The sequence below is a fragment of the Vibrio sp. S234-5 genome, from assembly GCF_000960595.1.
Classification (GTDB): Bacteria; Pseudomonadota; Gammaproteobacteria; order Enterobacterales; family Vibrionaceae; genus Vibrio.
Genome location: NZ_JZAM01000132.1, coordinates 1 through 25,096, shown reverse-complemented (window position 1 = coordinate 25,096; position 25,096 = coordinate 1). Strand labels below are relative to the sequence as shown.

The 25,096-nt window shown below is 49.0% G+C and carries 20 protein-coding genes, 1 pseudogene and 1 riboswitch; of the genes and pseudogenes, 12 read left to right on the top strand and 9 right to left on the bottom strand.

The features are described 5' to 3' along the window. Positions 1 to 385 precede the first annotated feature (385 nt). The 4 genes from UF06_RS05575 (at position 386) to UF06_RS05565 (ending at position 3,858) form a co-directional block, all read left to right on the top strand. The gene (locus UF06_RS05575) at positions 386 to 886 is read left to right on the top strand and encodes a hypothetical protein (protein WP_045569566.1); all 501 of its coding nucleotides are present in this window, start codon (positions 386 to 388) and stop codon (positions 884 to 886) included. A 16-nt stretch (positions 887 to 902) separates the two neighbouring features. Then, positions 903 to 2,273 carry a magnesium transporter gene (gene mgtE, locus UF06_RS05570; RefSeq protein WP_045569565.1) on the top strand — a complete coding sequence of 457 codons (1,371 nt, stop codon included), beginning with the start codon at positions 903 to 905 and terminating at the stop codon, positions 2,271 to 2,273. A 24-nt stretch (positions 2,274 to 2,297) separates the two neighbouring features. Continuing rightward, positions 2,298 to 2,456 (top strand): hypothetical protein, encoded by a 159-nt coding sequence (locus UF06_RS26755; protein WP_171816700.1) that lies wholly within the window; start codon positions 2,298 to 2,300, stop codon positions 2,454 to 2,456. A 133-nt stretch (positions 2,457 to 2,589) separates the two neighbouring features. Next, complete coding sequence (locus UF06_RS05565; RefSeq protein ID WP_045569564.1) at positions 2,590 to 3,858, top strand: O-acetylhomoserine aminocarboxypropyltransferase/cysteine synthase; 1,269 nt, start codon at positions 2,590 to 2,592, stop codon at positions 3,856 to 3,858. Between the two features lie 140 nt (positions 3,859 to 3,998). Here the strand turns inward: UF06_RS05565 and UF06_RS05560 are convergent, their stop codons facing one another. After that, positions 3,999 to 5,363 (bottom strand): endonuclease/exonuclease/phosphatase family protein, encoded by a 1,365-nt coding sequence (locus UF06_RS05560; protein WP_045569575.1) that lies wholly within the window; start codon positions 5,361 to 5,363, stop codon positions 3,999 to 4,001. A gap of 452 nt (positions 5,364 to 5,815) precedes the next feature. Between UF06_RS05560 and UF06_RS05555 the strand changes: the two genes are divergently transcribed. Then, on the top strand, positions 5,816 to 6,280 hold the full coding sequence (locus tag UF06_RS05555; RefSeq protein ID WP_045569563.1) for a DUF2846 domain-containing protein: 465 nt from the start codon (positions 5,816 to 5,818) through the stop codon (positions 6,278 to 6,280). A gap of 86 nt (positions 6,281 to 6,366) precedes the next feature. Here UF06_RS05555 and UF06_RS05550 read toward each other — a convergent pair whose 3' ends face one another. Then, positions 6,367 to 7,371 carry an adenosine deaminase gene (locus UF06_RS05550; RefSeq protein ID WP_045569562.1) on the bottom strand — a complete coding sequence of 335 codons (1,005 nt, stop codon included), beginning with the start codon at positions 7,369 to 7,371 and terminating at the stop codon, positions 6,367 to 6,369. Between the two features lie 74 nt (positions 7,372 to 7,445). After that, a riboswitch (purine riboswitch) is annotated at positions 7,446 to 7,545 on the bottom strand. Positions 7,546 to 7,776: 231 nt separating this feature from the next. Here UF06_RS05550 and UF06_RS05545 point away from each other — a divergent pair. Beyond that, positions 7,777 to 9,210, top strand: coding sequence for an AGE family epimerase/isomerase (locus UF06_RS05545; RefSeq protein ID WP_171816701.1), 1,434 nt, complete (start codon positions 7,777 to 7,779; stop codon positions 9,208 to 9,210). 57 nt (positions 9,211 to 9,267) lie between these two features. Here UF06_RS05545 and UF06_RS23740 read toward each other — a convergent pair. The 3 genes and pseudogenes from UF06_RS23740 to gap all read right to left on the bottom strand — a co-directional run. After that, positions 9,268 to 9,648 (bottom strand): annotated as a pseudogene (locus tag UF06_RS23740) (methyl-accepting chemotaxis protein); the annotation flags it as partial. A gap of 103 nt (positions 9,649 to 9,751) precedes the next feature. After that, positions 9,752 to 10,636, bottom strand: coding sequence for a D-hexose-6-phosphate mutarotase (locus UF06_RS05535; RefSeq protein ID WP_045569559.1), 885 nt, complete (start codon positions 10,634 to 10,636; stop codon positions 9,752 to 9,754). A 187-nt stretch (positions 10,637 to 10,823) separates the two neighbouring features. Then, positions 10,824 to 11,819, bottom strand: coding sequence for a type I glyceraldehyde-3-phosphate dehydrogenase (gap, locus tag UF06_RS05530; RefSeq protein ID WP_045569558.1), 996 nt, complete (start codon positions 11,817 to 11,819; stop codon positions 10,824 to 10,826). 338 nt (positions 11,820 to 12,157) lie between these two features. Between gap and msrB the strand changes: the two genes are divergently transcribed. Next, positions 12,158 to 12,577: a peptide-methionine (R)-S-oxide reductase MsrB gene (msrB, locus tag UF06_RS05525; protein ID WP_139046274.1), complete on the top strand. Its 420-nt coding sequence runs from the start codon at positions 12,158 to 12,160 to the stop codon at positions 12,575 to 12,577. Between the two features lie 135 nt (positions 12,578 to 12,712). Here msrB and UF06_RS05520 read toward each other — a convergent pair whose 3' ends face one another. After that, positions 12,713 to 13,552, bottom strand: coding sequence for a DUF2989 domain-containing protein (locus UF06_RS05520; RefSeq protein WP_045569556.1), 840 nt, complete (start codon positions 13,550 to 13,552; stop codon positions 12,713 to 12,715). Between the two features lie 83 nt (positions 13,553 to 13,635). Between UF06_RS05520 and UF06_RS05515 the strand changes: the two genes are divergently transcribed. After that, a complete protein-coding gene (locus UF06_RS05515) occupies positions 13,636 to 13,920 on the top strand; it encodes a YeaC family protein (protein ID WP_039430005.1) in 285 nt (94 codons plus the stop codon). Positions 13,921 to 14,046: 126 nt separating this feature from the next. On the opposite strand, the gene ansA is transcribed toward UF06_RS05515, so the two are convergent. After that, positions 14,047 to 15,060: an asparaginase gene (ansA, locus tag UF06_RS05510; protein ID WP_039430003.1), complete on the bottom strand. Its 1,014-nt coding sequence runs from the start codon at positions 15,058 to 15,060 to the stop codon at positions 14,047 to 14,049. 98 nt (positions 15,061 to 15,158) lie between these two features. Beyond that, entirely contained in the window at positions 15,159 to 17,009 is a 1,851-nt protein-coding gene (gene sppA, locus UF06_RS05505) for a signal peptide peptidase SppA (RefSeq protein WP_045569555.1), read from the bottom strand. A gap of 281 nt (positions 17,010 to 17,290) precedes the next feature. On the opposite strand from sppA, the gene UF06_RS05500 reads away from it, so the two are divergent. From UF06_RS05500 to UF06_RS05485, 4 genes are all read left to right on the top strand, one after another. Continuing rightward, positions 17,291 to 19,303 (top strand): NADPH-dependent 2,4-dienoyl-CoA reductase, encoded by a 2,013-nt coding sequence (locus UF06_RS05500; RefSeq protein WP_171816699.1) that lies wholly within the window; start codon positions 17,291 to 17,293, stop codon positions 19,301 to 19,303. Positions 19,304 to 19,478: 175 nt separating this feature from the next. Further along, positions 19,479 to 20,027, top strand: a complete 549-nt coding sequence (locus UF06_RS05495; RefSeq protein ID WP_045569554.1) for an NAD(P)H nitroreductase — start codon at positions 19,479 to 19,481, stop codon at positions 20,025 to 20,027. 83 nt (positions 20,028 to 20,110) lie between these two features. Beyond that, a complete protein-coding gene (locus UF06_RS05490) occupies positions 20,111 to 22,102 on the top strand; it encodes a DNA topoisomerase III (protein WP_045569553.1) in 1,992 nt (663 codons plus the stop codon). Positions 22,103 to 22,117: 15 nt separating this feature from the next. Further along, positions 22,118 to 23,035, top strand: a complete 918-nt coding sequence (locus tag UF06_RS05485; RefSeq protein ID WP_045569552.1) for a histone deacetylase — start codon at positions 22,118 to 22,120, stop codon at positions 23,033 to 23,035. Positions 23,036 to 23,063: 28 nt separating this feature from the next. On the opposite strand, the gene UF06_RS05480 is transcribed toward UF06_RS05485, so the two are convergent. Further along, positions 23,064 to 24,698 carry a methyl-accepting chemotaxis protein gene (locus tag UF06_RS05480; protein WP_045569551.1) on the bottom strand — a complete coding sequence of 545 codons (1,635 nt, stop codon included), beginning with the start codon at positions 24,696 to 24,698 and terminating at the stop codon, positions 23,064 to 23,066. Between the last annotated feature and the right edge of the window lie 398 nt (positions 24,699 to 25,096).

The following is a 25,096-nucleotide window of genomic DNA, read 5'->3' as shown; positions in this document are numbered from 1 at the left end:
GGACACCATGCCATCGATATCGTTTCACTTATAGAGGTACAACAGAAACCTATGGACTCGTCGAGTAGTCGAATATCACAGTATGGTTTTTTCGAACGTTCGAAAATGCCTATGGTTTCTTACTAACCTGCCTGCTTTTTTAGCTGTTGCCGGGTAGTAAATGCCCATGGTGTCAGCGAACACTTCCTTTTACTTCGTAAATTCCATACCGACTTTGTTTTATGCAAACGGCAAGGTTTTGTCGTGCGTAACGATTGACTGATGCTCACCGCAGTGAGCCGACAGGTCGTGCGCTGCTTATCGCTTTTTGTCGGGCCAATGTCCGGGCTAAAACGCGCGCAGCGTTGGGGTTTCTTTGTCCTGAGCCAACTCAGGAGAGATAACCATGACTACATTTCGTCATCATCGCATCACCGATGTAAAAAGCGCGCGCTTACCCGCAGCTCAAGCGCTACAAAGCCATATCAAACGTGAATTTTTCAGTGTCAGTAAGCGCCTCACCGTCGGTGAGGTGATTACCCTGCTGCGCGCCAATCCCAGTTTACCTGCGCAGTTGCACGTGGTGGCGCTTATCAATGCAAAAGGGGAATACCAAGGGCTGGTGACTATGGCGCAGTTGATCAGCGCGCATGACGAGCAACCAGTGGCCGAGCTTTGTCAGGGGGAAGCGCATTTTGCCAGCGCATTAGGCGATGCGCACTCTGCGGCGCAGCATCTTTGCCAAAGCGTCTGGCCAATTCTTCCGGTGCTAGACAGCTGCCATCGCGTGATGGGGGTGCTTGAACTGCCTCGCGCCCGAGCCATTTTGCGTCTTGATGGGACTCCGCAGCCATCTTCAGCCAAACCAGCGAAAGGTTGGCAACGTCTTATCCGCTTCTGGAAATAAAATAGGGGGAATTTTCATGTCAATTTCTATCATGACTCAAGAACTGTTGGCTCTGAACATCAGCCAGCATCAAGCGGCAATGCAGCGTTTTGTTGCCGAGCATCCATTGGCGGATTGCGCTGAAGCACTCTCTATTTTGCTTGATGAGCAGCAACTGCACAGCCAGGATGTTCGCGATCTGCTGCGTTTACTTCCGCTGGATCAACAGGCCGCTTTGTTTGGCTATTTTTCCCTATCTTGGCAGCAGGCCATCGCCGAGCAGTTGGCTGCTGATGAACTGGCCCATTTGAGTGAGCGTATGGCACACGATGAGCGGGCGGATCTGCTTGCGTTGCTTGAACCTACGCTCAAACAGCAAGTGTTGCAGCAGATGGATAGCCTTGAGCGTCAGGACATTGAACGCCTCGCTTCTTATCCATCGGATTCGATTGGCGCGGTGATGACGACCGATTTTGCTGTCTTAGATGCGACATCAACCATAGAAGAAGCGATGCACCACTTGCGCAGGATTGCGGCGGAGCGGGAAACCATCTATCAAGCGTACGTGGTGGATGAACAGCAAAAACTGAAAGGGACAGTTTCTTTACGCGATATGTTGGTGGCGGAGCCCAGCCAGCGCATTGCTGACATTATGACGCAGGCCTTAATCTTTGTTTGGGTGGATGAACTTCAAAGCGTGGCGGCACAAGCGATCAGCAAGTATGACTTGTTGGCTATTCCAGTACTTGACTTACAGAATCGCTTGGTTGGTATCGTCACCTATGATGACGCCATGGATGTGGCAGAAGATGAAGCCGATCGCCACGTTCATAGAGCGGGAGCGGTGGATTTTAGTGGCAATTTGAAGGATGCCACTATTGGTTTGATGTATCGCAAGCGGGTGTTTTGGCTGGTCCTTTTGGTGTTTGGTAACATTTTTTCTGGCGCTGGAATCGCCTACTTTGAAGACACGATTCAAACTTATGTGGCGCTGGTGTTCTTTTTACCTTTGTTAATCGATAGCGGCGGTAATGCGGGGTCTCAATCGGCTACCTTGATGGTGCGCGCCTTAGCCACCGGAGAAGTCGTGGCAAAAGACTGGGCCAAAATGCTCAGCAAAGAACTATTGATCTCAGCGCTGCTCGGAGTGACGATGGCAGTGGCGGTCTCGCTGCTCGGTTTTTGGCGCGGCGGTGCGGAAATTGCGTTGGTGGTGGCAATCACCATGCAAATAGTGGTGATTGTGGGATCGGTGGTTGGTATGTTGCTGCCTTTTGTTCTCAGCAAATTACGTTTTGACCCAGCGTCCGCCAGTGCGCCGTTGATTACCACTATCGCCGATGCGATTGGCGTGATGATTTATTTCTCGGTGGCGACCATGATCTTGGATTTTCCGCCGATGGCTTAAAAGCCCAAACACCGGCGAGGCAGCATGTGGAATATCCAAGTATTTATTCTGCCCTTGCTGCTCGCGGTGGCGATGATGATTTTGCTCTCCAACATGGCGCTGCGCCCTGAAGTACGGGTGATTGGCCGGCTCAGCCTTGAACCTTCTGTCTCTCTAGCGAGTTGGCAGGTTGCCGAGGTGTAGCGATTTTACCTGAGACTCACGCCACTAAGCTGGCGTGATGTTTCTCGCACTGTGACTGATAACCGTGCAGTTTGCTGAAAAGATCGGCATGATATCGGATTAACCATTCACCTCAACTGTTCAGGGAAGAGACATGAAAGACGAAACCCTTTCGATTCATTTTGGCTATGAGACCGATCCAACCACCAAATCCGTCGCGACGCCTATCTATCAAACCGTTGCGTATGAGTTTGACAACGCTCAGCATGGCGCTGATCTATTTAATCTTGCCGTACCCGGCAACATTTACACGCGTATTATGAACCCTACCAATGATGTGTTGGAAAAACGTATGGCGGCATTGGAAGGCGGGATCGCCGGTTTAGTGGTCAGTGCTGGCAGTGCAGCGATTCACTATGCCATTCTGACTTTGGCGCAAGCGGGGGACAATATTGTCTCCACGCCGCAGCTTTATGGTGGTACCTATACCTTGTTCGCGCACATGTTGCCGAACATGGGCATTGAAGTGCGTTTTGCCAAAGACGACCAACCAGAAAGTTTGGCTGCGCTTATCGATGACAAAACCAAAGCCGTCTACTGTGAAAGTATTGGTAACCCGGCTGGCAACATTATTGATCTGGAAAAAGTGGCGCAACTGGCTCACGCGCAGGGGGTGCCTGTGATTGTCGACAACACCGTCGCAACGCCGGCGGTCTGTAAACCGATAGAGTTTGGTGCTGACATCGTGGTGCACTCGCTGACTAAATACGTTGGCGGTCACGGTACGACGCTTGGCGGCATTATTATTGATTCCGGTAAATTCCCTTGGGCACAGCATAAAGATCGTTTTCCGGTGTTCAATCAACCAGAGCCTTCTTACCACGGCGTGGTTTATACCGAGGCGTTTGGTCCAGCGGCGTTTATTGGCCGTGCACGCACAGTACCACTGCGTAATACCGGCTCGGCGCTCTCGCCAATGAACGCGTTTATGTTGCTGCAAGGGCTGGAAACGCTCTCCCTGCGCATGGAGCGCCATACCGAGAATGCAATGAAAGTGGCACAATATTTAAGTGCGCACGACAAAGTGAGTTGGGTTAGCTACGCAGGGCTGCCAAGCTCCAAACACTACCCATTGGCGGAGAAGTACATGAAAGGCAAACCGTCAGCGATTCTCTCCTTCGGCCTTAAAGACGGTTACGAGGCAGGGGTGCGTTTTTATGATGCACTGAAGATTTTCAAGCGCTTAGTAAATATTGGTGATGCGAAATCACTGGCTTGCCATCCTGCCTCGACCACGCATCGCCAGCTAAGTGAAGCTGAGCAAAAACAAGCGGGTGTCGCGCCGGAGATGATCCGTTTGTCGGTGGGTATTGAACATATTGACGACATTCTGGCCGATCTAGAACAAGCGCTAAACGCTTAAATCTCAGGATTTCGCACTTACAGAGGTCAGCTTTCGCTGGCCTTTGTTTTTGTGAGATGAACGAAAACACGAAATAAATTCTCTCCCGCCACTTTAGGCATCTTGAGGCTCGATGCACAAAGTAGCGAGAGAGAAAATGGTTAGAACTGCGCCTGAATCCAGATCATCCGATGGTCAGAAGAGACGTCTTTTCCGTTACCGTATTTGCCGATACGAGCGTCATTAAATAAGGCGCGACCCGCTTCATAGGAAGCAGGCCAGTAGATACCAGAATCAACAATGTTCAAGGTTGCCGACGGCATAGCGTAATCGACGCCAAGGCCAAAGGTTGACGAAATGCGATTCGGATATGGGTGGTTTACCGCTTTATCGACCGCATGCTCTGCGGCACCGAAGCTGGTTGGGTACAACTCACCATTCATTACTTTTTGGTTCAGCAATGGATCAGCGTGCAGATCTTTCATCACCTGACTGATGCCGTCACCCGAGACTGGATCGAGGTTGAGATCGCCCATGATGACAAAATGTGAGCCAGTTTTCAGGCCGCCATTCTTACCAGCATCGTCGTAGAAGTAGGCTTTGTTTTGCACATAGTCATGCCAAAATGCGACTTCAGCCGCGTTCTGCGCTTTGTTCTTGCCCGGGTCAAACACCGGAGGTGTTGGGTGAGAGAGCAGCAGGTGCACGACTTGATTGCCGTGGGCAGTTGGAATAATGATTGGTGCGTCGACGTGGTTTTTCGACGACAAACGTACCTGTTGCCACTCATCATCGCTGTACCAATTATCACCGCACTTCATACCCGCAGGGATAGTTTGAGAGCCGTCGCAAATGGTGATGGTAGGAATTTGTGCGCCTTGCATGTCTTTCCATTTAAAGGTTTGGAAGGTTCGCGTATTGGCACTATCTATTTCAAATTTAGACATCAAAGCAAACGCGTATTGGCCGTGATAAAGGCCAAATCCCCATGCATCGCCGGGCATTTGCCCCGCAGTGCCGTTGTTATCCAAGTCAAATTCGCTTAGCAGACCCGTATTCGTGGCGTAAGAGTGCGCAAAAGGATACTCAATGGGTTCCAGCTCTGCACTGCCGCCAGCGCCTTGTAAACTCTGCGCTACCGACAAGTAGTTGTTTTGAAATCCGATCAGCGCCGATTTATCTTCGCCTGTACCGTCGTTATTGTACTCTGCCATCATCAGCACATCGGGGCGATTTTTCTGGATGATTGCCGCCACATTACGGATCTGGATGACTTTTTCTGCGGTGGTTTTCTCGTTGTCAGCAATACTGCCGTCGAGATACGCCGTGACCAATTGGGTTTGTTTGCTTGGTGGAATTTGCATCTCATTGACCAGATCGGCAAAGGTGGCTCGATCGAAGGAGAGATTGTACGTAGCAATTTTGACCGTGGTCGGTTGTACGTCAACGTATTTTGTTTCTTCATCACAACCAGTTAGTAACGCGGTACCGATGAGCAGGGCAAGGGGGGTAAGTAGAGTTTTCATAACCATGGAATCTCGTTGGTAATAATTGAGGCGAATACTATATTGATCAATAACTTGAGTAAGAGATTCGGCTCACACAAATACTCACTAAATTACATCAATTGCAGTAAATGTGTGATTAGTGCCAAATCAGCATCACTTCCAACAGAAAGAGAGCACGTTAATAAGCGAGATGCTGAAAGCAAATACGCTAATCGAGTTGGATGAGAGAAAAATGACAGCGTAGGACGATGGGCAAGTTTATGTTGATAGTTTTTCTAGCGACAAGAGAGTTCGGACGGTTTCTATTTGATTGAAATTTATACATAAATTGATGGTGAGGGTAAATTTTGCGATTCACATGGAGTATTTAATATAAATATATTGCAGTGCGTCACACTTGTCATGTAAATGATTTTATAGATAACTTTTCTTGGATTAGCATCCCAGTTTTCTTTGGCTAGGTTAACATTATGAAAAGTAAACTAATTCTATGTTCGGCTGTACTAGCAGTACTCTCTGGTTGTGCTTCGGTTCCAACTGCCGATAAGGAAGCAACTAATCAAGCGAAGCAGTTTGCTGCTCCAACAGAAGGTAAAGCGGGCGTGTATGTTTACCGCATCGACACACCGATTGGTGCGGCACTGAAAAAGGATGTGCGCATCGATGGCGAATGTATTGGTGAAACCGCTGCGGGTGTATTCTTCTACCATGAAGTAGACGGTAATAAAGATCACATCGTGAGCACGGAGTCAGAGTTCTCACCGAATGAGCTTTCTCTGTATACGGAACAAGGTCGTCTTTACTTTGTTCAGCAGTACATCAAGATGGGGGCATTTGTTGGCGGTGCGGACGTTGTGGTGGTCGATGAATCATTAGGCAAAAAAGAAGTACTGAAAACCGACATGGCGATTAAGGGTAACTGCTCTAGCAAGTAAGTTTGCTTTTCTCGTAGCTAAAACCCTAAGCGTAACCGCTTAGGGTTTTTTGTTATGGTTGAGATGGCGTCGTGCTTAGGAGCGACTTACGCTTGACTGACAAAATTGGTTACCCTCTCGGTGAGTCGCTGTTTCTCTTCAAGGCTGATAAAGCTGGCTTCAATCGCATTGAGGCTAAACTGGGCCAGCTCTTGTTTAGTCACGGGATGAGCGTTGGCGACGGCCAGAAAATTATCGCTCATGTAGCCGCCGAAATAGGCAGGATCATCCGAGTTGAGGGTAACGCACAAACCTTGACGCAGTAACTCGACCACATTGTGCTGTTCCATGCTCTCTACCACTTTCAATTTCAGATTCGATAGCGGACAGACGGTTAACGGCATTCGACTTTGGATAAGTGTTTCCACTAACGCAGCATCCTCAACACAGCGCACGCCATGGTCAACCCGTTGTACTTTGAGCAATTCCATCGCGTTTTTTACATTCAGTGCCGGGCCTTCCTCACCAGCATGAGCAACGGCTAAAAAACCAGCTTCATGGGCTTTGGCAAATACCCGCGCAAACTTTTCGGGCGGATTGCCTTGCTCTGAAGAGTCTAAACCGACCGCGACGATTTTATCCTTGAAGGGCAGAGCCTGTTCTAACGTCGCTAGGGCGTCCTCTTCGCTCAAATGGCGCAGAAAACACATAATCAATTGGCTGGAAATGCCTAACTCGTGCTTGGCTTGAGTAAGGGCGCGATGAATACCATTGACCACTGTTTCAAAGGCAATACCACGCGCGGTGTGGGTTTGCGGGTCGAAGAAGATTTCGCTATGCAGGACATTATTTTGCTGGCAACGCAGCAGATAAGCCCAAGTTAAATCGAAGAAATCTTGTTCGTGAATCAGAACATTGGCGCCTTGATAATAGATATCGAGAAAAGACTGCAAGTTAGAAAACTGGTACGCCTCGCGCACTTCATTTGGCGATGCATAGGGAATGGCAATCTGGTTACGCGTGGCCAGCTCAAACATCAGTTCGGGTTCGAGGGTACCTTCAATGTGCAGATGCAGTTCGACTTTCGGCAGTTGCTCAATAAATTGTTTCATATATCACTCTTAATCAAAAAGTTACGATTAAGCGCCATTCACCTTGAACAGAAAATCCTACAAAGAGAAAAGCGAATAATCACTTTACTCTTCGTAATCAGAACTTTACGGATCCTGGTAGAGACCCCCACACCCTATTAGTGGGGTTATACGAAGCAAATTGTCATTTCGCCCGCGTGCGGTGCAAAAACGTGCCTCGAATAATAACCAATAGTTGAGAAAAGTCCACTGTTCCACTGCCAACCAACACTTCATGCCCTTGCAGGCTATAGAGCGAGCATTGTGTGACTCAAACAGCGATATGCGTAACCGCACTTAGGTATAGTCGGTTTTATTTGTCACCTAGGGGTAATGATGAAGAAAAACAAATGGTTAAAAAGAACGTGTTTGAGTGCCGTTCTGGGAATGGGCGCGGTCATTGTGCATGCTAGTGCCGCGTCCCTTTCGTTACCAGATGGTGAGCAATGGCTGGCGCATGCCAAGCAGGGGTTAGCGCCTTATTGGATGATGCCGAGTGCCCGAGGGGAGCCAGAGGGTAATTTCCCCACCTTTCGTTGCGACGATGGACAGTTGCTGGATGTGAAACGCGTTTGCGCGGAGCTCAATTATGGTTGGATAACCCCGCATTTTGGCCGCGAATATACGCGGATGAAATCGCGGCAAACCTATGCGTACGGGGTGCTTTTTCATCTCACTGGCGATCCTGAGGCGCTCAAGCTCGCGCGTCAGGGGGCGAAGTATTTAATCGAAGAGCTGCAAGATAAGGAGCATGGCGGCTTTATCAGCTTCACTCAGCAGGGTAATGCTGGGCTTGAGTGGCAACAGCGCACTTCGCAAGATCAAGCGTATGCTTTGGTCGGGCTGGCGATGCTCTATTATCTTACTCGCGACGCGCAAATTGAGTCGGTGTTGATCCAGCAGCAGCGCTTTATTTTTGATAAGTATCGTTTACCCGATGGCAAGGGACTCGCTTGGGTGCTGGAAGATGGCGATGAACAAAGTGCCAAGCAACGTGAGCTGGTCGCTCAGCTTGATCAGATCAATGGCTATCTACTGTTGGTTGCTCCGCTACTCCCAGAACCGCATAAAAGCCGCTGGCTAGAGGATCTCAATTGGCTGACACAAGTGATGCTAAGCCACTATTACTCGGCTGAGGAACAGCGTTTCTATGGAGCAATTCATCACACATCGGTGATGATGCAAAGCGCGAAGCACAACGATTTCGGTCATACCATTAAAGCGTATTGGATGACCTATCTGAGTGGGCAAAAACTGGGCAATGCAGCTTGGCAGACGCTCGCGCACAAAGGCATGCAGCATACATTGCAGCAAGCGCAATACGCACCGAATTGGGCGGATATTGAACCTTGGGTCCCACCAGCGTTGCAAGCGCAATGGAAAGGGCAGCAAGTCCTGAGTTGGCGCAGCCGTCCGGGCAATAATGGGATTTCTTCCTGGGAATGGGCCGAATTGGACCAAGCGGCGATGACGCTGGCGTTACTCGATGGCAACGTCCCCGAGGTACTGTATTACACCTTACCAAGTTTTATGCAGATTTGGGTTGATCCTCGTTTTGGCGGCGTGGGCCTCAACCCGCAATCCACCAAGGCTTTTCACTGGGGCAATGCCTATCATCAATTTGAACATGCATTGGTTGGATACCTTTTTAGCCAGCAGATGAGCAAAAAGCCGGTTACGCTCTACTATGCGATGGACAAGGCGCAAGCAGAGCACCTCGCGCCTTATTATTTCAACGCGGATGTCCAACAGGTTGAAAGCCTACCCAATGCGGCAGGGCTGCAACGCATTAAAGTGCAGTTTACGTCGTTAAAACCATGAGCGTTACAGGCCAAGAATGAGCAAAGGGCAGGAGAACTGCCCTTGTTGGAGAAAGAGTTAGTGGAAAAAGCTCACTTGCTGCTTGAGTGAGTTCGCTTGCTTTTGTAACTCGTTGGTACTTTGCGCCGTTTGCGCGCTGGTCGCTTTGCTCTCGAGGTTGAGTTCGCTAATCGTATGAGCACTGGCGGCGATCTCTTAAGATACTTGCGCCTGCTCTTCAGCGGTGGCAGCAATCGTATCGGCCGGCGCTGCAATCGCGTGAACTTGCCCAGTAATCGCTTCTAGCGCTGAACCACCTTCTTGCGCTTTATCCAAGGCTTGATTGGCGTTGCTTTGACTTTGGGTCATCAAATTTACTGCATTAACGGTTGAGGCTTTGAGCTTGGCGATAATGGTCACGACCTCTTTGACGGACATTTGCGTGCGGTGGGCCAAGGTGCTTTGATTCTTATTAATAAATCGATTGATTAAAATTGGTCAGTCTTGAGAAATGAGTGAACAGCGGGATAAAAAAACAGCCGGGCTAGGCCGGCTGCTGAACTTATAGAGAGGAAATTGTCGTGCTGAGTTGGTGAGTTTCACCCGGTTGCAGCGTTTTACCTTGATCAATACTCGCTGCGTGCAGCGTCGATTCGACACACAACATGGTTTGATAGCCGTTATCTGACATATCGGCCATGCCTTTGGCTCCTTCAGCCCACGGGTTCCACAGTACGGCTGAGTTGTGGCCTTGGTTCTCAACACACAAGGTACGCTCAAAGAGAGGATCGTTGACGAGGATTTGCGCTTCAGGCTGAGTGTAAACGCGATCGATGGTGTCGCTCAGTTTCAGGACATTTTCACCTTGGCAAACCTGGCCTTGCAATAAGCTGTCGATATACTCTGCACCCATGCCGGATATTTCCGTTTGGCTAATGTCACCCACGTTTAGATAGGTATGCAGTGCGCCAGAGAACGTCCAAGGTTTGTCATCAATGTTAGACACTTTCAGCGTCACGTTGAGCCGGTCGCCCACCTCTACGATCAAACGAGCATCAAACAGGTAGGGCCAAATCTGATGGGTCTCTTCGCTGGCAAATAGACCTAATTCGACAATCACACCGCTTTCGTTTTCACGATGTTCCAGCAACTGCCACTCAGTTGAACGGGCAAAACCGTGTGCTGGCGCGGCAATGCGGCCAAACCAAGGCCAACACACTGGGATCCCACCGCGTAGCGCCGCTTTGCCGTCAAAGATCGCCTTGTCGCTCATCCAAATCAACTCTTTTTGGCCTTGAGGCGCAAAAGAGACCACGTGGCCGCCATGCAAAGCGATGCCTGCGCTCGCTTTTTCGTGCATGACACGGACAATTTTCACTTGATCGACTTCGACGATGGTCACGCAATCGGATAGCACCGTAAGAGCAGGAAGGTTTTTGAGTTCCATCTGTATATCCTTAAAAATCAGCTTCTAAAGATAAGATTTGCCAAAACCAAATGTCGAGTTGCTGTGTTGAATCGTCAGCAATAGCCAACTGAAATTGGTATTCACAAATCTCTGATACTAAAAAGGCGACCTAAGGTCGCCTTTTTGTCTAACGAAAGTTTTCGTTAATCACTTTTAAATCTAAGGATTACTTAGAGATGTGAGCAATTAGGTCTAGAACTTTGTTTGAGTAACCGATTTCGTTGTCGTACCAAGATACAACTTTAACGAAGTTATCAGTTAGAGCGATACCCGCTTTAGCATCGAATACAGAAGTTTGAACTTCACCGATGAAGTCTTGAGAAACGACTGCATCTTCAGTGTAACCTAGAACGCCTTTTAGTTCGCCTTCAGAAGCTTCTTTCATTGCTGCACAGATAGCTTCGTAAGATGCACCGTTTTTAAGGTTAACAGTTAGGTCAACAACAGAAACGTTAGCAGTTGGTACGCGGAAAGCCATACCAGTTAGTTTGCCGTTTAGTTCTGGAAGAACAACGCCTACTGCTTTAGCTGCGCCAGTTGAAGATGGGATGATGTTCTGAGAAGCACCACGGCCACCGCGCCAGTCTTTCGCAGAAGGACCGTCTACAGTTTTTTGAGTTGCTGTAGTTGCGTGAACTGTTGTCATCAGACCAGACTCGATACCGAACTTGTCGTTAAGAACTTTAGCGATAGGAGCTAGACAGTTAGTCGTACAAGAAGCGTTAGAAACGATGTCTTGACCAGCGTAAGAAGTGTGGTTAACACCCATTACGAACATTGGAGTCTTGTCTTTAGAAGGACCAGTTAGAACAACTTTCTTAGCACCAGCTGTGATGTGTTTACGAGCTGTTGCGTCGTCTAGGAATAGACCAGTTGCTTCAGCTACTACGTCAACACCGATTGCATCCCACTTAAGGTCTTCTGGGTTACGCTCAGCAGTTACACGTACAGTTTTACCGTTAACGATTAGGTTACCGCCTTCAACTTCAACAGTACCATTGAAACGGCCGTGAGTTGAGTCATACTTCAGCATGTATGCCATGTAATCTACGTCGATAAGGTCATTGATACCTACAACTTCGATGTCAGCACGCTCTTGCGCTGCACGGAAAACGAAACGACCGATACGGCCAAAACCGTTAATACCTACTTTGATAGTCATTATAGTTGCTCCACAACTTAATTTCTGATTAAAGATAACTGGTAGTAAAATTACAGAATCCAGTAAACATCTGCAAGTGATAATCGGACTTAACTTGTTTAAAGTCAAAAAAAAGCGTCGCTTTTTTTAACAATTCATCGCAAATGCTCGTTTTTTAAACTTCGAACGGATTATTCTACTCGCCAGTTGGCGTAAAATAACTCAGGAGTCAGGGACTCCTGACCCATTTTGAAACACGGGACACTATGGTGAAAAAGTATGTGCTACAACTTTAATGTTCCGCAAGTTTTTTGCAAAAAAACTCCACAGCACAATGGAAAAATAAGGAAAACGATAACGTGGTATCAGACGAAAAAAACGTGGTGAAGTCAGACCAGCAGTGGCGTGAACTGCTCTCCGAGGAAGAGTATTACATCTGTCGGCAACAGGGAACGGAGCCACCTTTTAGCGGCAAACTACTGCACAACAAAGAGACGGGAGAATATGTGTGTACGTGCTGTCAAACGCCGCTGTTCTCATCACTCAACAAGTATGACTCTGGTTGTGGTTGGCCAAGTTTTGATGCACCGATCAATGACCAAGCCATCCGCTATTTAGAAGACTTAAGTCACGGAATGAGGCGAGTTGAAATACGTTGCGCAGCCTGTGATAGTCATCTGGGACACGTTTTTCCCGACGGTCCGGCAACCACTGGCGAGCGTTTTTGTGTCAATTCTGTGTCGTTAATTTTCAACAAAATGGCAACGAATGACGAATAATTCAGCAGAATATGTTGGCTGATTTCATAAATGCTTAAGCTTTGTCACCTTTTGAGAGCGGAACGAGTGAGCGTAAAAAACCTTCTGAGAGGAAGGTTTTTGATTTAGCTTTTTTCTGTATGTTTTAAAAAGAGGTTAGAGTGTTTTGGGGACTAAACTCGCGCGATACTGGCCACTTTTCAGCGCGGACACCACTTCGTCCGCCAGTTCGTTGAGTTGTTCATATTCTTGGTCAGTAAAGCCGAACATAATATTGAGTTCGCGCTGGGTGGCGAGCGGGACGCCAAACTCTTTCGCCACCATGGCCCACAGATAGGCATGTTTCATGCGCCTTAAACCTTGGTTAGTGCTGGCGAGCGATTTGAGCGCATCGACATTCACTTTGCCATCTTTGGTAAGCTCAAGTGAATGGTTGAGTAAGGCGAGCGTTTTCTTGGCATCTCGAGTGGTATAAAACGTAGCAAGTGCGTACTGCATTTCTGCCGTCTCTAACTGTGGCGATCCTTCCATTTGTAAAAACTGACGTCGCGCTTCATGACTGCCCGTTTGGCTCCAGAGAAAGTAGAGGCTCTCAGGCTTTGAAGACTGACGCAGCTCCTTAACGATGCGCTCTAGCTCAGCAATACTGTGGACCAAGGCATTAAATCGGTTCTGTTTAAGCTCGGTTTGATCGATGGGGGTGATCTGCGAAGCGAGCTCCAAGCATTTGCGATAGTCTGCGACTAATTGGTATTCGCGAATTTTATTTTTATCGGACGGATCTTTGAGTACTTCAAAGCGATGCCAAATGAGATCGGTGCGCGCAATACGGCACTGGCCGTCATCCATATTGAGTTTATTGCAGCGTAAATCGGGATAAGCCTGGCATAACTGTTCGGTGGTTTTGTTACCTTCAAGACAGCCACTAAGAAATAAGGGAAGGCTTAATGGGATTAACCATTTTTTTACTTTCATAGACGTTTGCTTGTGATCCATTACAACAATTCATTTACTCTTTCTTGACTCAGTTTAGTATCCGGATATTTTCTGTGAACAAAATGTCAGTAAGAAGGTAGTTTATGGACACAGAACAGCTATTAAACGCAATGACGCCAGAAGTGTATCAGCGTTTGGCTTATGCGGTAGAAACTGGGCGCTGGCCTGAGGGTACAATACTTTCGAAGGCACAGCGAGATTCCTGTATGCAAGCTGTGATGTTATATCAATCTAAGCATAATACGGACGCGCAACATATGTCGGTTGCGGCTGGTGGCGAGATTTGCTTTAAGTCTAAAGCCGAGCTGAAAAAGCAGTTTCAAGCAGGACAAGAAGATATTGTTCGAGTCAATCCTAACCGAGATTGATCGCTAAAGAACCTAGAACCTAGAACCTAGAACCTAGAACCTAGAACCTAGAACCTAGAACCTAGAACCTAGAACCTAGAACCTAGAACCTAGAACCTAGAACAAGCCTAGGTTCTAAGTTTTCCTTTATAAGCTCATTTCGCCGCGCAGTACTTGCTGCATCTGCTGCTTCACTTCTTCGTAAGTCAGATTCTGGCTTAACAGGTAATGTAATTTGGCGAGCGCTGCCTCGGGTGTCATATCATAGCCACTGATCACGCCGGCTTCCGCAAGAGCACACCCTGTGGCGTATCCGCCCATGTTGACTTTACCTGCCAAACATTGGGTCAGGTTAACGACGATTACGCCTCGTTCAGATGCCTCTTTCAAATGACCGAGCAGCTCTGGGTTTTGTGGTGCGTTACCTACACCGAAGGTCAACAGAATCATCGCATTCACAGGCTGGCGCAGCGTATTGCGGATTACTTCATGGGAAATGCCCGGGTACATGGTGATAACGCCAATCGGTTGTGGGGTGATGTGGTGCACCTTAAACTCGCCTTGCGGTTTTGCGCCGACACTGACGTTGCTGCTGACTTGGATGTTGATACCCGCTTCGAGCAATGGCGGTAAATTCGGTGAAGTAAAGGCGTTAAAACCATCCGCGTGCGATTTCACGCTGCGATTGCCACGCATCAGTTGGTTGTTGAAGAACAGTGTAACTTCGTTAATCGGGTAGTTAGCGGCAATGTGCAGAGCATTGAGCAGGTTGGCTTGACCGTCAGAGCGAAGTTGCGCCAGAGGAATTTGTGAACCGGTAACAATCACAGGTTTACCGAGATTTTCCAACATAAAAGAGAGCGCAGAAGCGGTGTACGCCATGGTATCTGTGCCGTGCAGAATCACAAACCCATCATACTTGTCGTAGTTGTCACGAATATCATCGGCGATCTGCTGCCAATCGGCTGGCGTCATGTCTGACGAGTCGATCAGCGGCTCATATTCATGGATGGTGTATTGCGGCATCTCTGGTCGGTGGAACTCAGGCATGCTGGCAAGTTGCTTTTCCATAAAGCCAGCGACGGGTACGTAACCGTGGTCAGATTTCTGCATGCCGATGGTGCCGCCCGTGTAGGCAATGTAGATGTGTTTTCTTGTCATAGTGCGTTATCGCTCTGATGTAGGGGGAACAGAGCGGGAATTATAGCGGAATATGCTGCAATAAAAAGGGGCATCGTGTGATGCCCCAGTTGGTCGGATTACTCTACCTGACAATTCAGGCAGAAAGCATAATAGCCTTTGGGATCATTGAAGTTTTGCAGCAGCGACGCCTGTTGCTCCATCTGTTTGGCGACAGGCAGTAAGCTTTGTGGGATGAGTGATTGCACGTCAAAACCAACAGAGATAGAGACCTGCTTCATGAACTCTTGGATGAACTGTTCAGTCGGTGACAATGGCTCTTCGACCCAGTAAAGGTTATAGCTCTCGAGATTGGCCATTTTTGCCGCTTCAGCGACCGCGTCGTCAAAGTCGCCGATTTGATCAATCAGACCATGATTGAGTGCGTCAAAACCTGTCCACACTCGACCTTGAGCGACCTTGTCAACCGCTTCCAATGACATGTCGCGGTTATTGCCCACCAAGCTAATAAAACGATGGTAGCCGTGTTCAATGCCCATCTGGAACGCTTGCGCGGCGCCTTCTGAAATGCCAGTGCTGATGCCTTCTTTTGAGAACGGTGAGGTACCGACACCATCGGTATAGATACCGAGTTTGTTGAAACCTTTCTCAAACGTGGTAATGACACTGAAAATCCCAATCGAACCCGTCAGCGTGGTTGGTTGGGCGATGATCTTATCGGCGCTCATCGAAATCCAGTAGCCACCCGAGGCGGCTAGGCTAGACATTGACACCACCACAGGTTTGCCCGCGTCTTTTAAGGCTTGTACTTCGTTGCGGATCACTTCCGAAGCAAAGGCGCTGCCTCCAGGGCTGTCCACACGCAGCACAACCGCTTTCACTTTGTCGTCGTTGCGCGCTTGACGCAGCAGCCCAGCAACGGTGTCGCCTCCCACAGTGCCACGCGGTTGTTGTCCATCCATAATGGTGCCACTAGCAACCACCACCGCAACATCGTCAGCAGTGTGGTTGAAGTTGTCACGCATGGTCGCTTGGTAGTCGTAATAACCAATGGCGTTGTAGCTATCTTCGCCGTTACTGCCAAATTGCTCAGCAAATTTGGCGCGCAACTGTTGCCTTGTGGCTAACTCGTCGACTAAGCCCAGTTCGAGAGCCAGTGCGGCAAGATCGCCGTTGACCGATTTGAGCTGGGTTAAGAACTCGTCCATCGAGGGATTCAGTGTTTGCGCATCAATATTACGATTGGTGGTGACATCATCGACATAAGCGCCCCACATCTGGCTTAACCAACGAGTGGCGGACTCTTTTGCCGCCGGTGACATATCATCACGAATGAAAGGTTCAATTGCCGACTTATAGGTGCCAACACGGAAGACGTGAGTGGTGACCTCCAGTTTTTCGAGCAAGGTTTTATAGTAGAGGTTGAAGGCACTGTAGCCTTTGAGCATCACGCCACCGTCCGGTGCCAAGTAAACTTTATCCGCGTAACTGGCGAGGTAGTACTGACTTTGGTTATAAAATGCGCCGATGGCGTAAATCGGCTTGCCGCTGGTTTTAAATTCGTTCAGCGCTTTGGCGATATAACGCAGTTTGGTGAGGTTCGTTTCCGGCAAATCGCGCAGCGCCAATACGATACCGGTGATCTTGTCGTCGTCTTTGGCGTAGCGAATGGTTTTCACCACGTCAAACAGCACGTTTTCTTTCGGCATTTCGTTACCAAACAAAGAGCCGGTAATGGAGTCCATCGGGTGAACATATTGGCTTTGTTCAACGATAGGGCCTGACAGGTTAAGTACCAGTGCCGAAGCTTTTTCCACTTGAGGCTGTGTTTCTGCGCCATGAAGATAAACAAAATAGATTAACGCGATGGATAGCAGAAAAATCAGGTTTGTTAGGGCTAGACGTACAAAGCTGATTGCTTTCCAGATCCCTTTAAAAATCAAACCAATGAGCTTGAATATTTTTTTCATTGTGTCTCCGTAACGAGATGCGTTGGGCTTTCGCGCGGCGAAAACCAGTTCTTATCTTTTGTATTCTGTGGTTTGACAGTGAAATAAGTTCCCAGCGGGGAGAGTAAAATCGTTCTGAGAACGCAAAAGATAATTTTTTCAAAGCTTAACATGCAACTTCATGAAATGGCATATACGAAACAAGATTGATCAGTGTTACAAATATGTAAACACCTGTTTGATTTTTTGCTTTGTTCGTCATAACGTGGTCAGACCACAATAAATAAAAATGGAAGTTTGTCATGTCTGCCATGTACCCACACTTATTACAACCATTGGATCTCGGTTTTACCCAACTACGCAATCGAGTTTTGATGGGGTCGATGCATACAGGCCTGGAAGAGCATAAGGAAGGATTGCAAAAGCTGGCTGCTTTTTATGAAGAACGTGCCAAAGGTGGCGTTGGTCTGATTGTGACCGGCGGATTCTCCCCCAATTTACGTGGCCGCTTACATCCACTCAGCGCCGAATTTAGCAAACCCAAACATGCTCGCGCGCACCAAGTGGTGACCGAAGCAGTACACAAACATGGCGGTAAAATCGCCTTGCAGATCTTACATGCGGGTCGCTATGCGATGCACCCTTTCGCGCAGAGTGCTTCGGGCATCAAAGCGCCGATTGCCAAATTCGCTCCGAGCGAAATGAGCCCAAGGCAGATCCGCAAAACCATCGACGCTTTTGCCAACAGTGCAGAGTTGGCCCAATTGGCTGGTTACGATGGTGTCGAAATCATGGGCTCAGAAGGCTACCTGATTAACCAGTTCCTCTGTAAACGCACTAACATGCGCTACGACGATTGGGGCGGCAGTTACCGTAAACGCATGCGCTTTGCGGTCGAAGTGGTCAAAGCGGTACGCAAAGCCGTTGGGCAGGAATTTATCATTATCTTCCGCCTGTCGATGCTCGATTTGGTCGAGCAGGGCAGCACGTTTGAAGACGTTATCCTACTGGCCAAAGCGCTTGAAAATGCGGGCGTGACCATTATCAATACCGGCATTGGCTGGCACGAAGCGCGCATTCCGACCATCGCTACCCAAGTACCGCGCGGTGCATTTACTTGGGTTACCGAGAAAGTTAAACCGCATGTCTCAGTACCGATAGTGACTTGTAATCGCATCAATACGCCAGAAGAAGCCGAGCGTATTTTGGCCTCAGGCCAAGCCGATATGGTTTCCATGGCCCGCCCGTTTTTGGCTGATCCGCATTTTATTGCCAAAGCGGAGCAGCAGAAAGCGCACCTCATCAACACCTGTATTGGTTGTAACCAAGCTTGTCTTGATAACGTATTTCAGGCTAAACGAGCCAGTTGCTTGGTCAACCCACTGGCGTGTTATGAGACGGAGATCGTGGTGGAGCCTGCGCTGGAGAAAAAACGCATCGCAGTGGTGGGCGCAGGGCCGGCGGGGCTCTCTTGTGCGACAACCTTGGCCAAACGTGGTCACAGTGTTGATTTGATTGAGAAAAATGACCGCATTGGTGGCCAATTCCGCTTAGCCATGCAAATTCCCGGCAAAGAAGAGTTTCGTGAAACCATTCGCTACTTTGCCAACATGATTGACGAAACAGGCGTAAACCTGCGCCTCGATACCGAAGCGAGCTTAGAGCTGCTCAAAGAGTACGACGAAGTGGTTTTGGCCACTGGGGTTGAACCGCGCAAAGTGAGCATTCAGGGGCTTGAAGGCAGCGATAAAGTGATTGACTACCAAACCCTGATTCGTGACAAAACGCCTGTGGGCGAGAAAGTGGCGATCATTGGTGCCGGTGGCATTGGCGTTGATGTGGCCAGCATGGTAACGGAGCCTGCGCAGCACACGCTCGACGATTGGCTCCACGAATGGGGCATTGATAAAGAGATGGCGCATCCGGGCGGTCTCTACCCATTCCCTGACGCCGTCAGCGATAAAACCGTGTGGCTATTGCAGCGTCGCAAAGGGCGCGTCGGCCGTGGTCCGGGGAAAACCACAGGTTGGATCCACAAACGTACTTTGGAGAAACGCGGCGTGAATCTGCTCGGTGGGGTGAGTTATGAGAAAATTACTCCAGAGGGCTTGCACATTCGTTTAGATGGCAAGGAACAGATCCTTGATGCGGATAGCATCATCGTCTGTGCAGGGCAGGAGTCCGTTCGTCCGTTTGAAAGTCAATGGTCAGAGCTGGGTGATAAACTGCACGTCATCGGTGGTGCTGATTACGCTGGCGAACTTGACGCGGTACGCGCCATCAAACAAGGGATGAAACTGGCGATTAAGCTGTAACTACGCCAAGTGAATCAATTCAGAGCCGTGCCATGCGCGGCTTTTTTATTGGCGTTATTTCCACAGAAAACAGGGTGTTATTGACACGCTTGAATTATGCTAAAGTGAGGCGCAATCGGGTTACCCCGCTAAGAATAGCAACTCACTGACTCACACTTTTGAAAAGGACAGATCCATGGACGCTCTCGAACTGCTATTAAACCGCCGTTCTATCGCTAAGTTGAGTGCGCCTGCGCCGGAAGGCAAAGCGCTGGAAAACATCATTCGCGCTGGTTTACGCGCACCGGATCACGGCGGTCTGACGCCTTGGCGCTTTGTGATTGCGCAAGGAGCAGGCCTGAAAAAACTGGCGGATATTTTGCTAAAAGCCGGACGCGCAGATCAATGCGATGAAGCCGTACTGGAAAAGCTGAAAAATGCGCCGTTTCGCGCGCCGATGGTGATCACTGTGGTGGCCAAAGTGACCGAACACGACAAAGTTCCCGCTTTTGAGCAACATCTTTCCGCGGGATGCGCTGTGCAAGCGATGCAAATGGCTGCGGTGGCACAAGGGTTTCAAGGCATTTGGCGATCCGGCGAGTGGATGTTTCATCCTCAAGTTACTCAAGCGTTTGGCCTACAAGGCGACGATGCAATTGTCGGTTTCCTCTATCTCGGTACGGCCGATTGCAGCGCGATGAAAGTGCCTGAGCGCGATCTGTCAAAGTTTGTTGAATACTTGTAACTGGTTATTTATACAGTTTTTCTTGATTTTTCAGGGCCACATCCGCTAAGGTGGCCCTTTATTGTTTCTCTTCTTATATCGCTATGAGCCGACTTTTTATCGCTGAAAAGCCCAGCCTTGGCCGCGCAATTGCCGCTGCTCTCCCTAATCCGCAGAAAAAAGATCAAGGCTTCATTGTCTGTGGCAATGGAGATGTGGTGACTTGGTGCATCGGACATTTGCTTGAGCAAGTAGAGCCGGATGCTTACGATGAGCGCTATAAAAAGTGGAACATGGCCGATTTGCCCATTGTGCCGCAGCAGTGGCAGTTGCGCCCGCGGAAAACGTCGGCAAAGCAGCTTGCGGTGATCAAAAAACTGCTCAAAGAGGCGACTCAAGTGGTGCATGCGGGGGACCCCGATCGCGAAGGGCAATTGCTGGTGGATGAAGTGCTCGACTACTGCAAAGTGAGTAAAACGAAGAAAGAAGCGGCGCAGCGACTTTTGATCAGTGACCTTAACTTACCTGCTGTCAAAAGAGCCATTTCCTCAATGCGCAGCAATCGCGACTTTATCCCGCTATCGGTCTCGGCGCTGGCTCGTTCACGCGCTGACTGGTTATACGGCATGAACATGTCGCGCGCGTATACCTTACTTGGGCAAAAAGCGGGCTATCAAGGCGTTTTGTCGGTGGGGCGAGTGCAAACGCCAGTATTGGGTTTGGTGGTGCGCCGTGATGAAGAGATCGAAAATTTTATCCCGCGCGACTATTTTACGTTGCATGCGCTGATCCCCTATCAGTACAACGCTGTCGCTTTTGATATTCGCGCGCGCTGGAAACCGAGTGAGGCGTGCAAACCTTGGCAAGATGAAGAAGGGCGCATTCTTAATCGTAAATTGGTGGAGAATGTTGCGCAGCGTATTGCTGGTCAGCCAGCGACGGTCACAGAGTCTGAGCACAAACAGACCAAACAAGCTGCGCCGTTGCCCTATTCGTTGTCGGCATTGCAGATTGATGCAGCGAAGCGCTTTTCTATGAGCGCACAGCAAGTGCTGGATACTTGTCAGGCTCTGTATGAAAAGCACAAACTGATCACCTATCCGCGCTCTGATTGTCGCTATTTGCCACTAGAGCATCTTTCACAGGCCAAGACCGTCATGCAGGCCATCAGCAATAATGCGCGTGAACTCGCTGCCGCCGTTGATGGGGCGGAGCTCTCGCTCAAATCAAAAGCGTGGAATGACAGTAAAGTGGATGCGCATCATGCGATCATTCCCACTCCAAAGCAGGCGAGCGTCAACGCACTTTCGGGGCAGGAGACGAAGATCTACCAGCTCATATCTAGGCAGTATCTGATGCAGTTTTATCCTGCGGCGGTGTATGCCGAAGCCAAGTTGGTGTTTGACATTGCTGGGGGCACTTTTATCGCCAAAGGGCGTCAACTGCTTTTCCCTGGCTGGAAGAGCTTAACGGGCGTGACGGAGAAAGAAGATGATGGCACAGACACTGTGCCGCCATTAGAAAAAGGTACGGTGTTGATGTGCCGGGAAGGGGAAATCAACGATCGTAAAACAGAACCGCCGAAGCATTTTACCGAAGCGACGTTATTACAGGCGATGACGGGTATTGCACGTTATGTCGCGGATAAAGAGCTGAAGAAGATCTTACGAGACACCGACGGATTAGGTACTGAAGCGACCCGTGCGGGCATTTTAGATACCTTGTTCAAGCGCCAATTGTTGTCACGTCAAGGCAAAGCCATTTTAAGCACCGCTGCGGGGCGAGGTCTGGTTAATGCGCTGCCGAACGAATCGACCTATCCAGACATGACGGCTCATTGGGAGCACCAGTTGCAGGGCATGGCGGAGCGCAATCAAGCGTATCAGCCTTTCATGCAAGCGCTAGAAGCGCGGATCTCGGATTTAATGGCACAAGTGAAAAGCGCGCCTGTGCCGCCATCTTTGCAGCATTTGCCAAAAGTAGAGCGCCCTGCGTTTAAGCGGCGTAAAAGTAGCGGCCGAACTTCGGCTTCACGCACCACTTCCAGTAAAAATGCTGCGAGTCGTAAACCACGCCGCGTTAATAACAGTGAATAGTCGAGTTTAATCCTGATGTTGCCACTTATCTATCATCCGCTTTATTCGGATCTGCCGTTACCGCCAGAACATCGCTACCCGATCAATAAATATCGCCATCTGTTTGCAGAGATCAACCGGCAGATGGCTGGCAGTTCGCATTGGCAAAGCAACATCCGTTTTTATCAGCCACAAGCTCTGAGTTTAGAGGACGTGAAACAGATCCATTGTGCTCACTACGTCGATCTACTCGCGTCTGGTCAGCTTCCCGCGGCGAAAATGCGCCGTATTGGCTTTCCTTGGAGTGAACATTTGATTGAGCGAACCTTAACCTCCGCGGGAGGAACGGTACTGACGGCGCAAAAAGCGCTGCAACATGGCTTAGCCATTCATCTTAGTGGCGGCTATCATCATGCTCACCACGACTTTGGCAGCGGCTTTTGTCTGTTCAATGATTTGGTGTTGGCAGCTCATGTCGCCTTGCGCCAAGAGGGCGTGGATAAAGTACTGATCATTGATAGCGATGTGCACCACGGCGATGGTACGGCGACCTTATGCCAACAGCGTGATGACATTATCACGCTCTCCTTTCATTGCGAGAAAAACTTTCCAGCGCGTAAACCCGATTCCGATTTCGATGTGCCCTTGCCACGCGAGAGTGATGACGACGCCTCTCTCGCCGCGTTTTGCGAGGTAGTGCCAATGGCCATCCATCTGCATCGACCGGATTTGATCCTCTATGACGCTGGAGTCGATATCCATCAGCAAGATGAGCTGGGTTACCTTAATGTGTCGAGTGAGGCGATTTATCAACGCGACACATTTCTGCTCACACTCGCCAATGAGCTGTCGATCCCACTGGCGGCAGTGGTGGGTGGTGGCTATCGCACCAATCATCAAGATTTAGTGCCGATTCACATGCAACTTATCCACGCGGCTATGAGCCTCAAGTAACCCAGCGCCGTCTCGTGCGGCGTTTGTTTTATCCTTTGCTGAGCTTAAACTTATTCAACCCCTGAGTGAGCGCATTGGAAATATCTTTCAAGCGCGATGATGCGTCGGAAACGTTGCCGCTCAGTGTCGCGGATTCTTCAGCCACATCGCGGATTTTATGGATGCGATTGGAGATATCTTCCGAGACTTTTTCCTGCTCTTCTGCAGCGGCGGCGATCGACGATGTTTGGTCGGAAATCAGGGTGATCAGCGCACTGATTTCATTCAGCACATCGCCAACATCGGCAGACTTGCGCACGGCCATTTCGGTATCTTGTGTGCAAAGTTTGGTCTCTTCAGAAACGGCACGTGAATATTCCGAAAGTGTCGAGAGCTTACGTTGGATCTCATCGGTCGAATCTTGAGTGCGTTTGGCCAGCGAGCGAACTTCGTCTGCGACCACGGCAAAGCCACGTCCTTGCTCTCCGGCGCGCGCTGCTTCAATTGCAGCATTGAGGGCGAGAAGGTTGGTCTGCTCGGCAATTGCTTCTATCACGTTTAAGATCTCACCCACATCTGATACTGCGCTTGCCAGTTGCGCAATGCGATCGTTGGCGCTTTGTAAACGCGTTGCAACCAACTGTACCGAGCCGATGTTTTCTTTCACTGTCGCTTGGCTTTCAAGCGACTGTTGGTTGGCGGAGGCCGCTTGCACCGAGGTTTCAGTACAACTATTGGTGACTTCTTTCACCGCGGCGAGGTTTTCGTAGACAGAACTGGCGATCACCTCGATCGATTGGCTTTGTTCTGAGCTGAGATTTTGTGTCCGTTCGGTAATGTCACGCAAAGTATTTGACTCGCTTTCTGCGCGCATCGCTTGCTGGCGAATATCGCGGATCAAAGTAGAAATATTACCGATCATATGGTTGAAGGCAGTCGAGAGAGCGGTAATTTCGTCTTTGCCAGAAATCGCCAGCAGTTGAGTAAAATCGCCTTCCGCAACGCGATTTGCCTCGCCTCGAAGCACTTGAATGCGTGAGATCACTTTGCGCTGCAAAATGAAATAGCAGATGACAATCAGGGCAATAACGCAGACCAAGAACGAGATGCTCAGCAGCGTGCTGGTGGCAATTTCCTGTTTTGCTAGCTTCACATCGTTGGCTGCATTTTGGTTGGCGAGTTCAATAAATTTGCTGACGGGGGCAACGATTTTAGCCACTTCGCGCATGTAGTTTTCATCATGCAGCAGATCCATGGCTTGTTTCCACGCGGAAAATTCCTCTTTATTCAGGTCTTCGATACGTTTACCGACAAAGGGTTCAACCAAACCAAATGCTTTCACTTCGGTATTCACTAGTGCCACTGAGAGGTTGTTGGATTCGGCCAAATACGTCATCAGGTTGCTGGGTACACCAAGCTCTTTTAAACGTTGTTGGTATTCTAGCGATCGGCCATCGTACATTGGCGCTTTGCCCGTTATTTGATCGACAATCCGGTTGTATTTGTCGCGATATTTTGGGTCGAGTGTGGCGACGAACTGTCGTGCATTGAGAGTGAGGAGTGTTGAGTTTGAGGTAGAGAGTTTCGCTAAGTGGCTAACGTTATAGCGATAGTCTGCGGCGGCATAACTGGCTTCTACGTTCTGTTTGAGTTGTAAGGCTAAAAACAGAGTTATCCCTGACACGAGTATGATTGCACCGAAAAATACTCGAAATAAATCCTTTATATTCATAGTGTTACCATGATGATTAGGTTTGTGGACTACAAAAAATGAAGTCAAAGAAGAGTAAGGTTACGAATACATACGCGGATCATTTGCGCGTGCATTGATTAAATTATAGATTTATCATTAAATTCTGCACGCAAAAATCGCACTTAAATGTAATGTTGTTTACATTGCTCAAACTTTTTCAATCGCACCAAGAAGCAAACATACTATTTACATAATTATTATCTATCCGACATTCCGCAGCTAATTTAGGAATAAACTACCTCATAGAATCTACCGAGTAATTTGAGTAGTTGTGTTTGGTGCTCTTGAAGTCCAGTGATGAACCGTTGGCCGTTGATTTCTAACGTATC

What these genes read in the sequence shown, in the direction of transcription:
- UF06_RS05575 (WP_045569566.1), top strand. Translation starts at nt 386, where the DNA reads ATGACTACATTTCGTCATCATCGCATCACCGATGTAAAAAGCGCGCGC.
- UF06_RS26755 (WP_171816700.1), top strand. Translation starts at nt 2,298, where the DNA reads ATGTGGAATATCCAAGTATTTATTCTGCCCTTGCTGCTCGCGGTGGCG.
- UF06_RS05555 (WP_045569563.1), top strand. Translation starts at nt 5,816, where the DNA reads ATGAAAAGTAAACTAATTCTATGTTCGGCTGTACTAGCAGTACTCTCT.
- UF06_RS05560 (WP_045569575.1), bottom strand. Translation starts at nt 5,363, where the DNA reads ATGAAAACTCTACTTACCCCCCTTGCCCTGCTCATCGGTACCGCGTTA.
- UF06_RS05500 (WP_171816699.1), top strand. Translation starts at nt 17,291, where the DNA reads ATGTCTGCCATGTACCCACACTTATTACAACCATTGGATCTCGGTTTT.
- gap (WP_045569558.1), bottom strand. Translation starts at nt 11,819, where the DNA reads ATGACTATCAAAGTAGGTATTAACGGTTTTGGCCGTATCGGTCGTTTC.
- ansA (WP_039430003.1), bottom strand. Translation starts at nt 15,060, where the DNA reads ATGACAAGAAAACACATCTACATTGCCTACACGGGCGGCACCATCGGC.
- UF06_RS05515 (WP_039430005.1), top strand. Translation starts at nt 13,636, where the DNA reads ATGGACACAGAACAGCTATTAAACGCAATGACGCCAGAAGTGTATCAG.
- UF06_RS05565 (WP_045569564.1), top strand. Translation starts at nt 2,590, where the DNA reads ATGAAAGACGAAACCCTTTCGATTCATTTTGGCTATGAGACCGATCCA.
- UF06_RS05550 (WP_045569562.1), bottom strand. Translation starts at nt 7,371, where the DNA reads ATGAAACAATTTATTGAGCAACTGCCGAAAGTCGAACTGCATCTGCAC.
- UF06_RS05535 (WP_045569559.1), bottom strand. Translation starts at nt 10,636, where the DNA reads ATGGAACTCAAAAACCTTCCTGCTCTTACGGTGCTATCCGATTGCGTG.
- sppA (WP_045569555.1), bottom strand. Translation starts at nt 17,009, where the DNA reads ATGAAAAAAATATTCAAGCTCATTGGTTTGATTTTTAAAGGGATCTGG.
- UF06_RS05490 (WP_045569553.1), top strand. Translation starts at nt 20,111, where the DNA reads ATGAGCCGACTTTTTATCGCTGAAAAGCCCAGCCTTGGCCGCGCAATT.
- mgtE (WP_045569565.1), top strand. Translation starts at nt 903, where the DNA reads ATGTCAATTTCTATCATGACTCAAGAACTGTTGGCTCTGAACATCAGC.
- UF06_RS05520 (WP_045569556.1), bottom strand. Translation starts at nt 13,552, where the DNA reads ATGGATCACAAGCAAACGTCTATGAAAGTAAAAAAATGGTTAATCCCA.
- UF06_RS05495 (WP_045569554.1), top strand. Translation starts at nt 19,479, where the DNA reads ATGGACGCTCTCGAACTGCTATTAAACCGCCGTTCTATCGCTAAGTTG.
- UF06_RS05545 (WP_171816701.1), top strand. Translation starts at nt 7,777, where the DNA reads ATGGGCGCGGTCATTGTGCATGCTAGTGCCGCGTCCCTTTCGTTACCA.
- UF06_RS05485 (WP_045569552.1), top strand. Translation starts at nt 22,118, where the DNA reads ATGTTGCCACTTATCTATCATCCGCTTTATTCGGATCTGCCGTTACCG.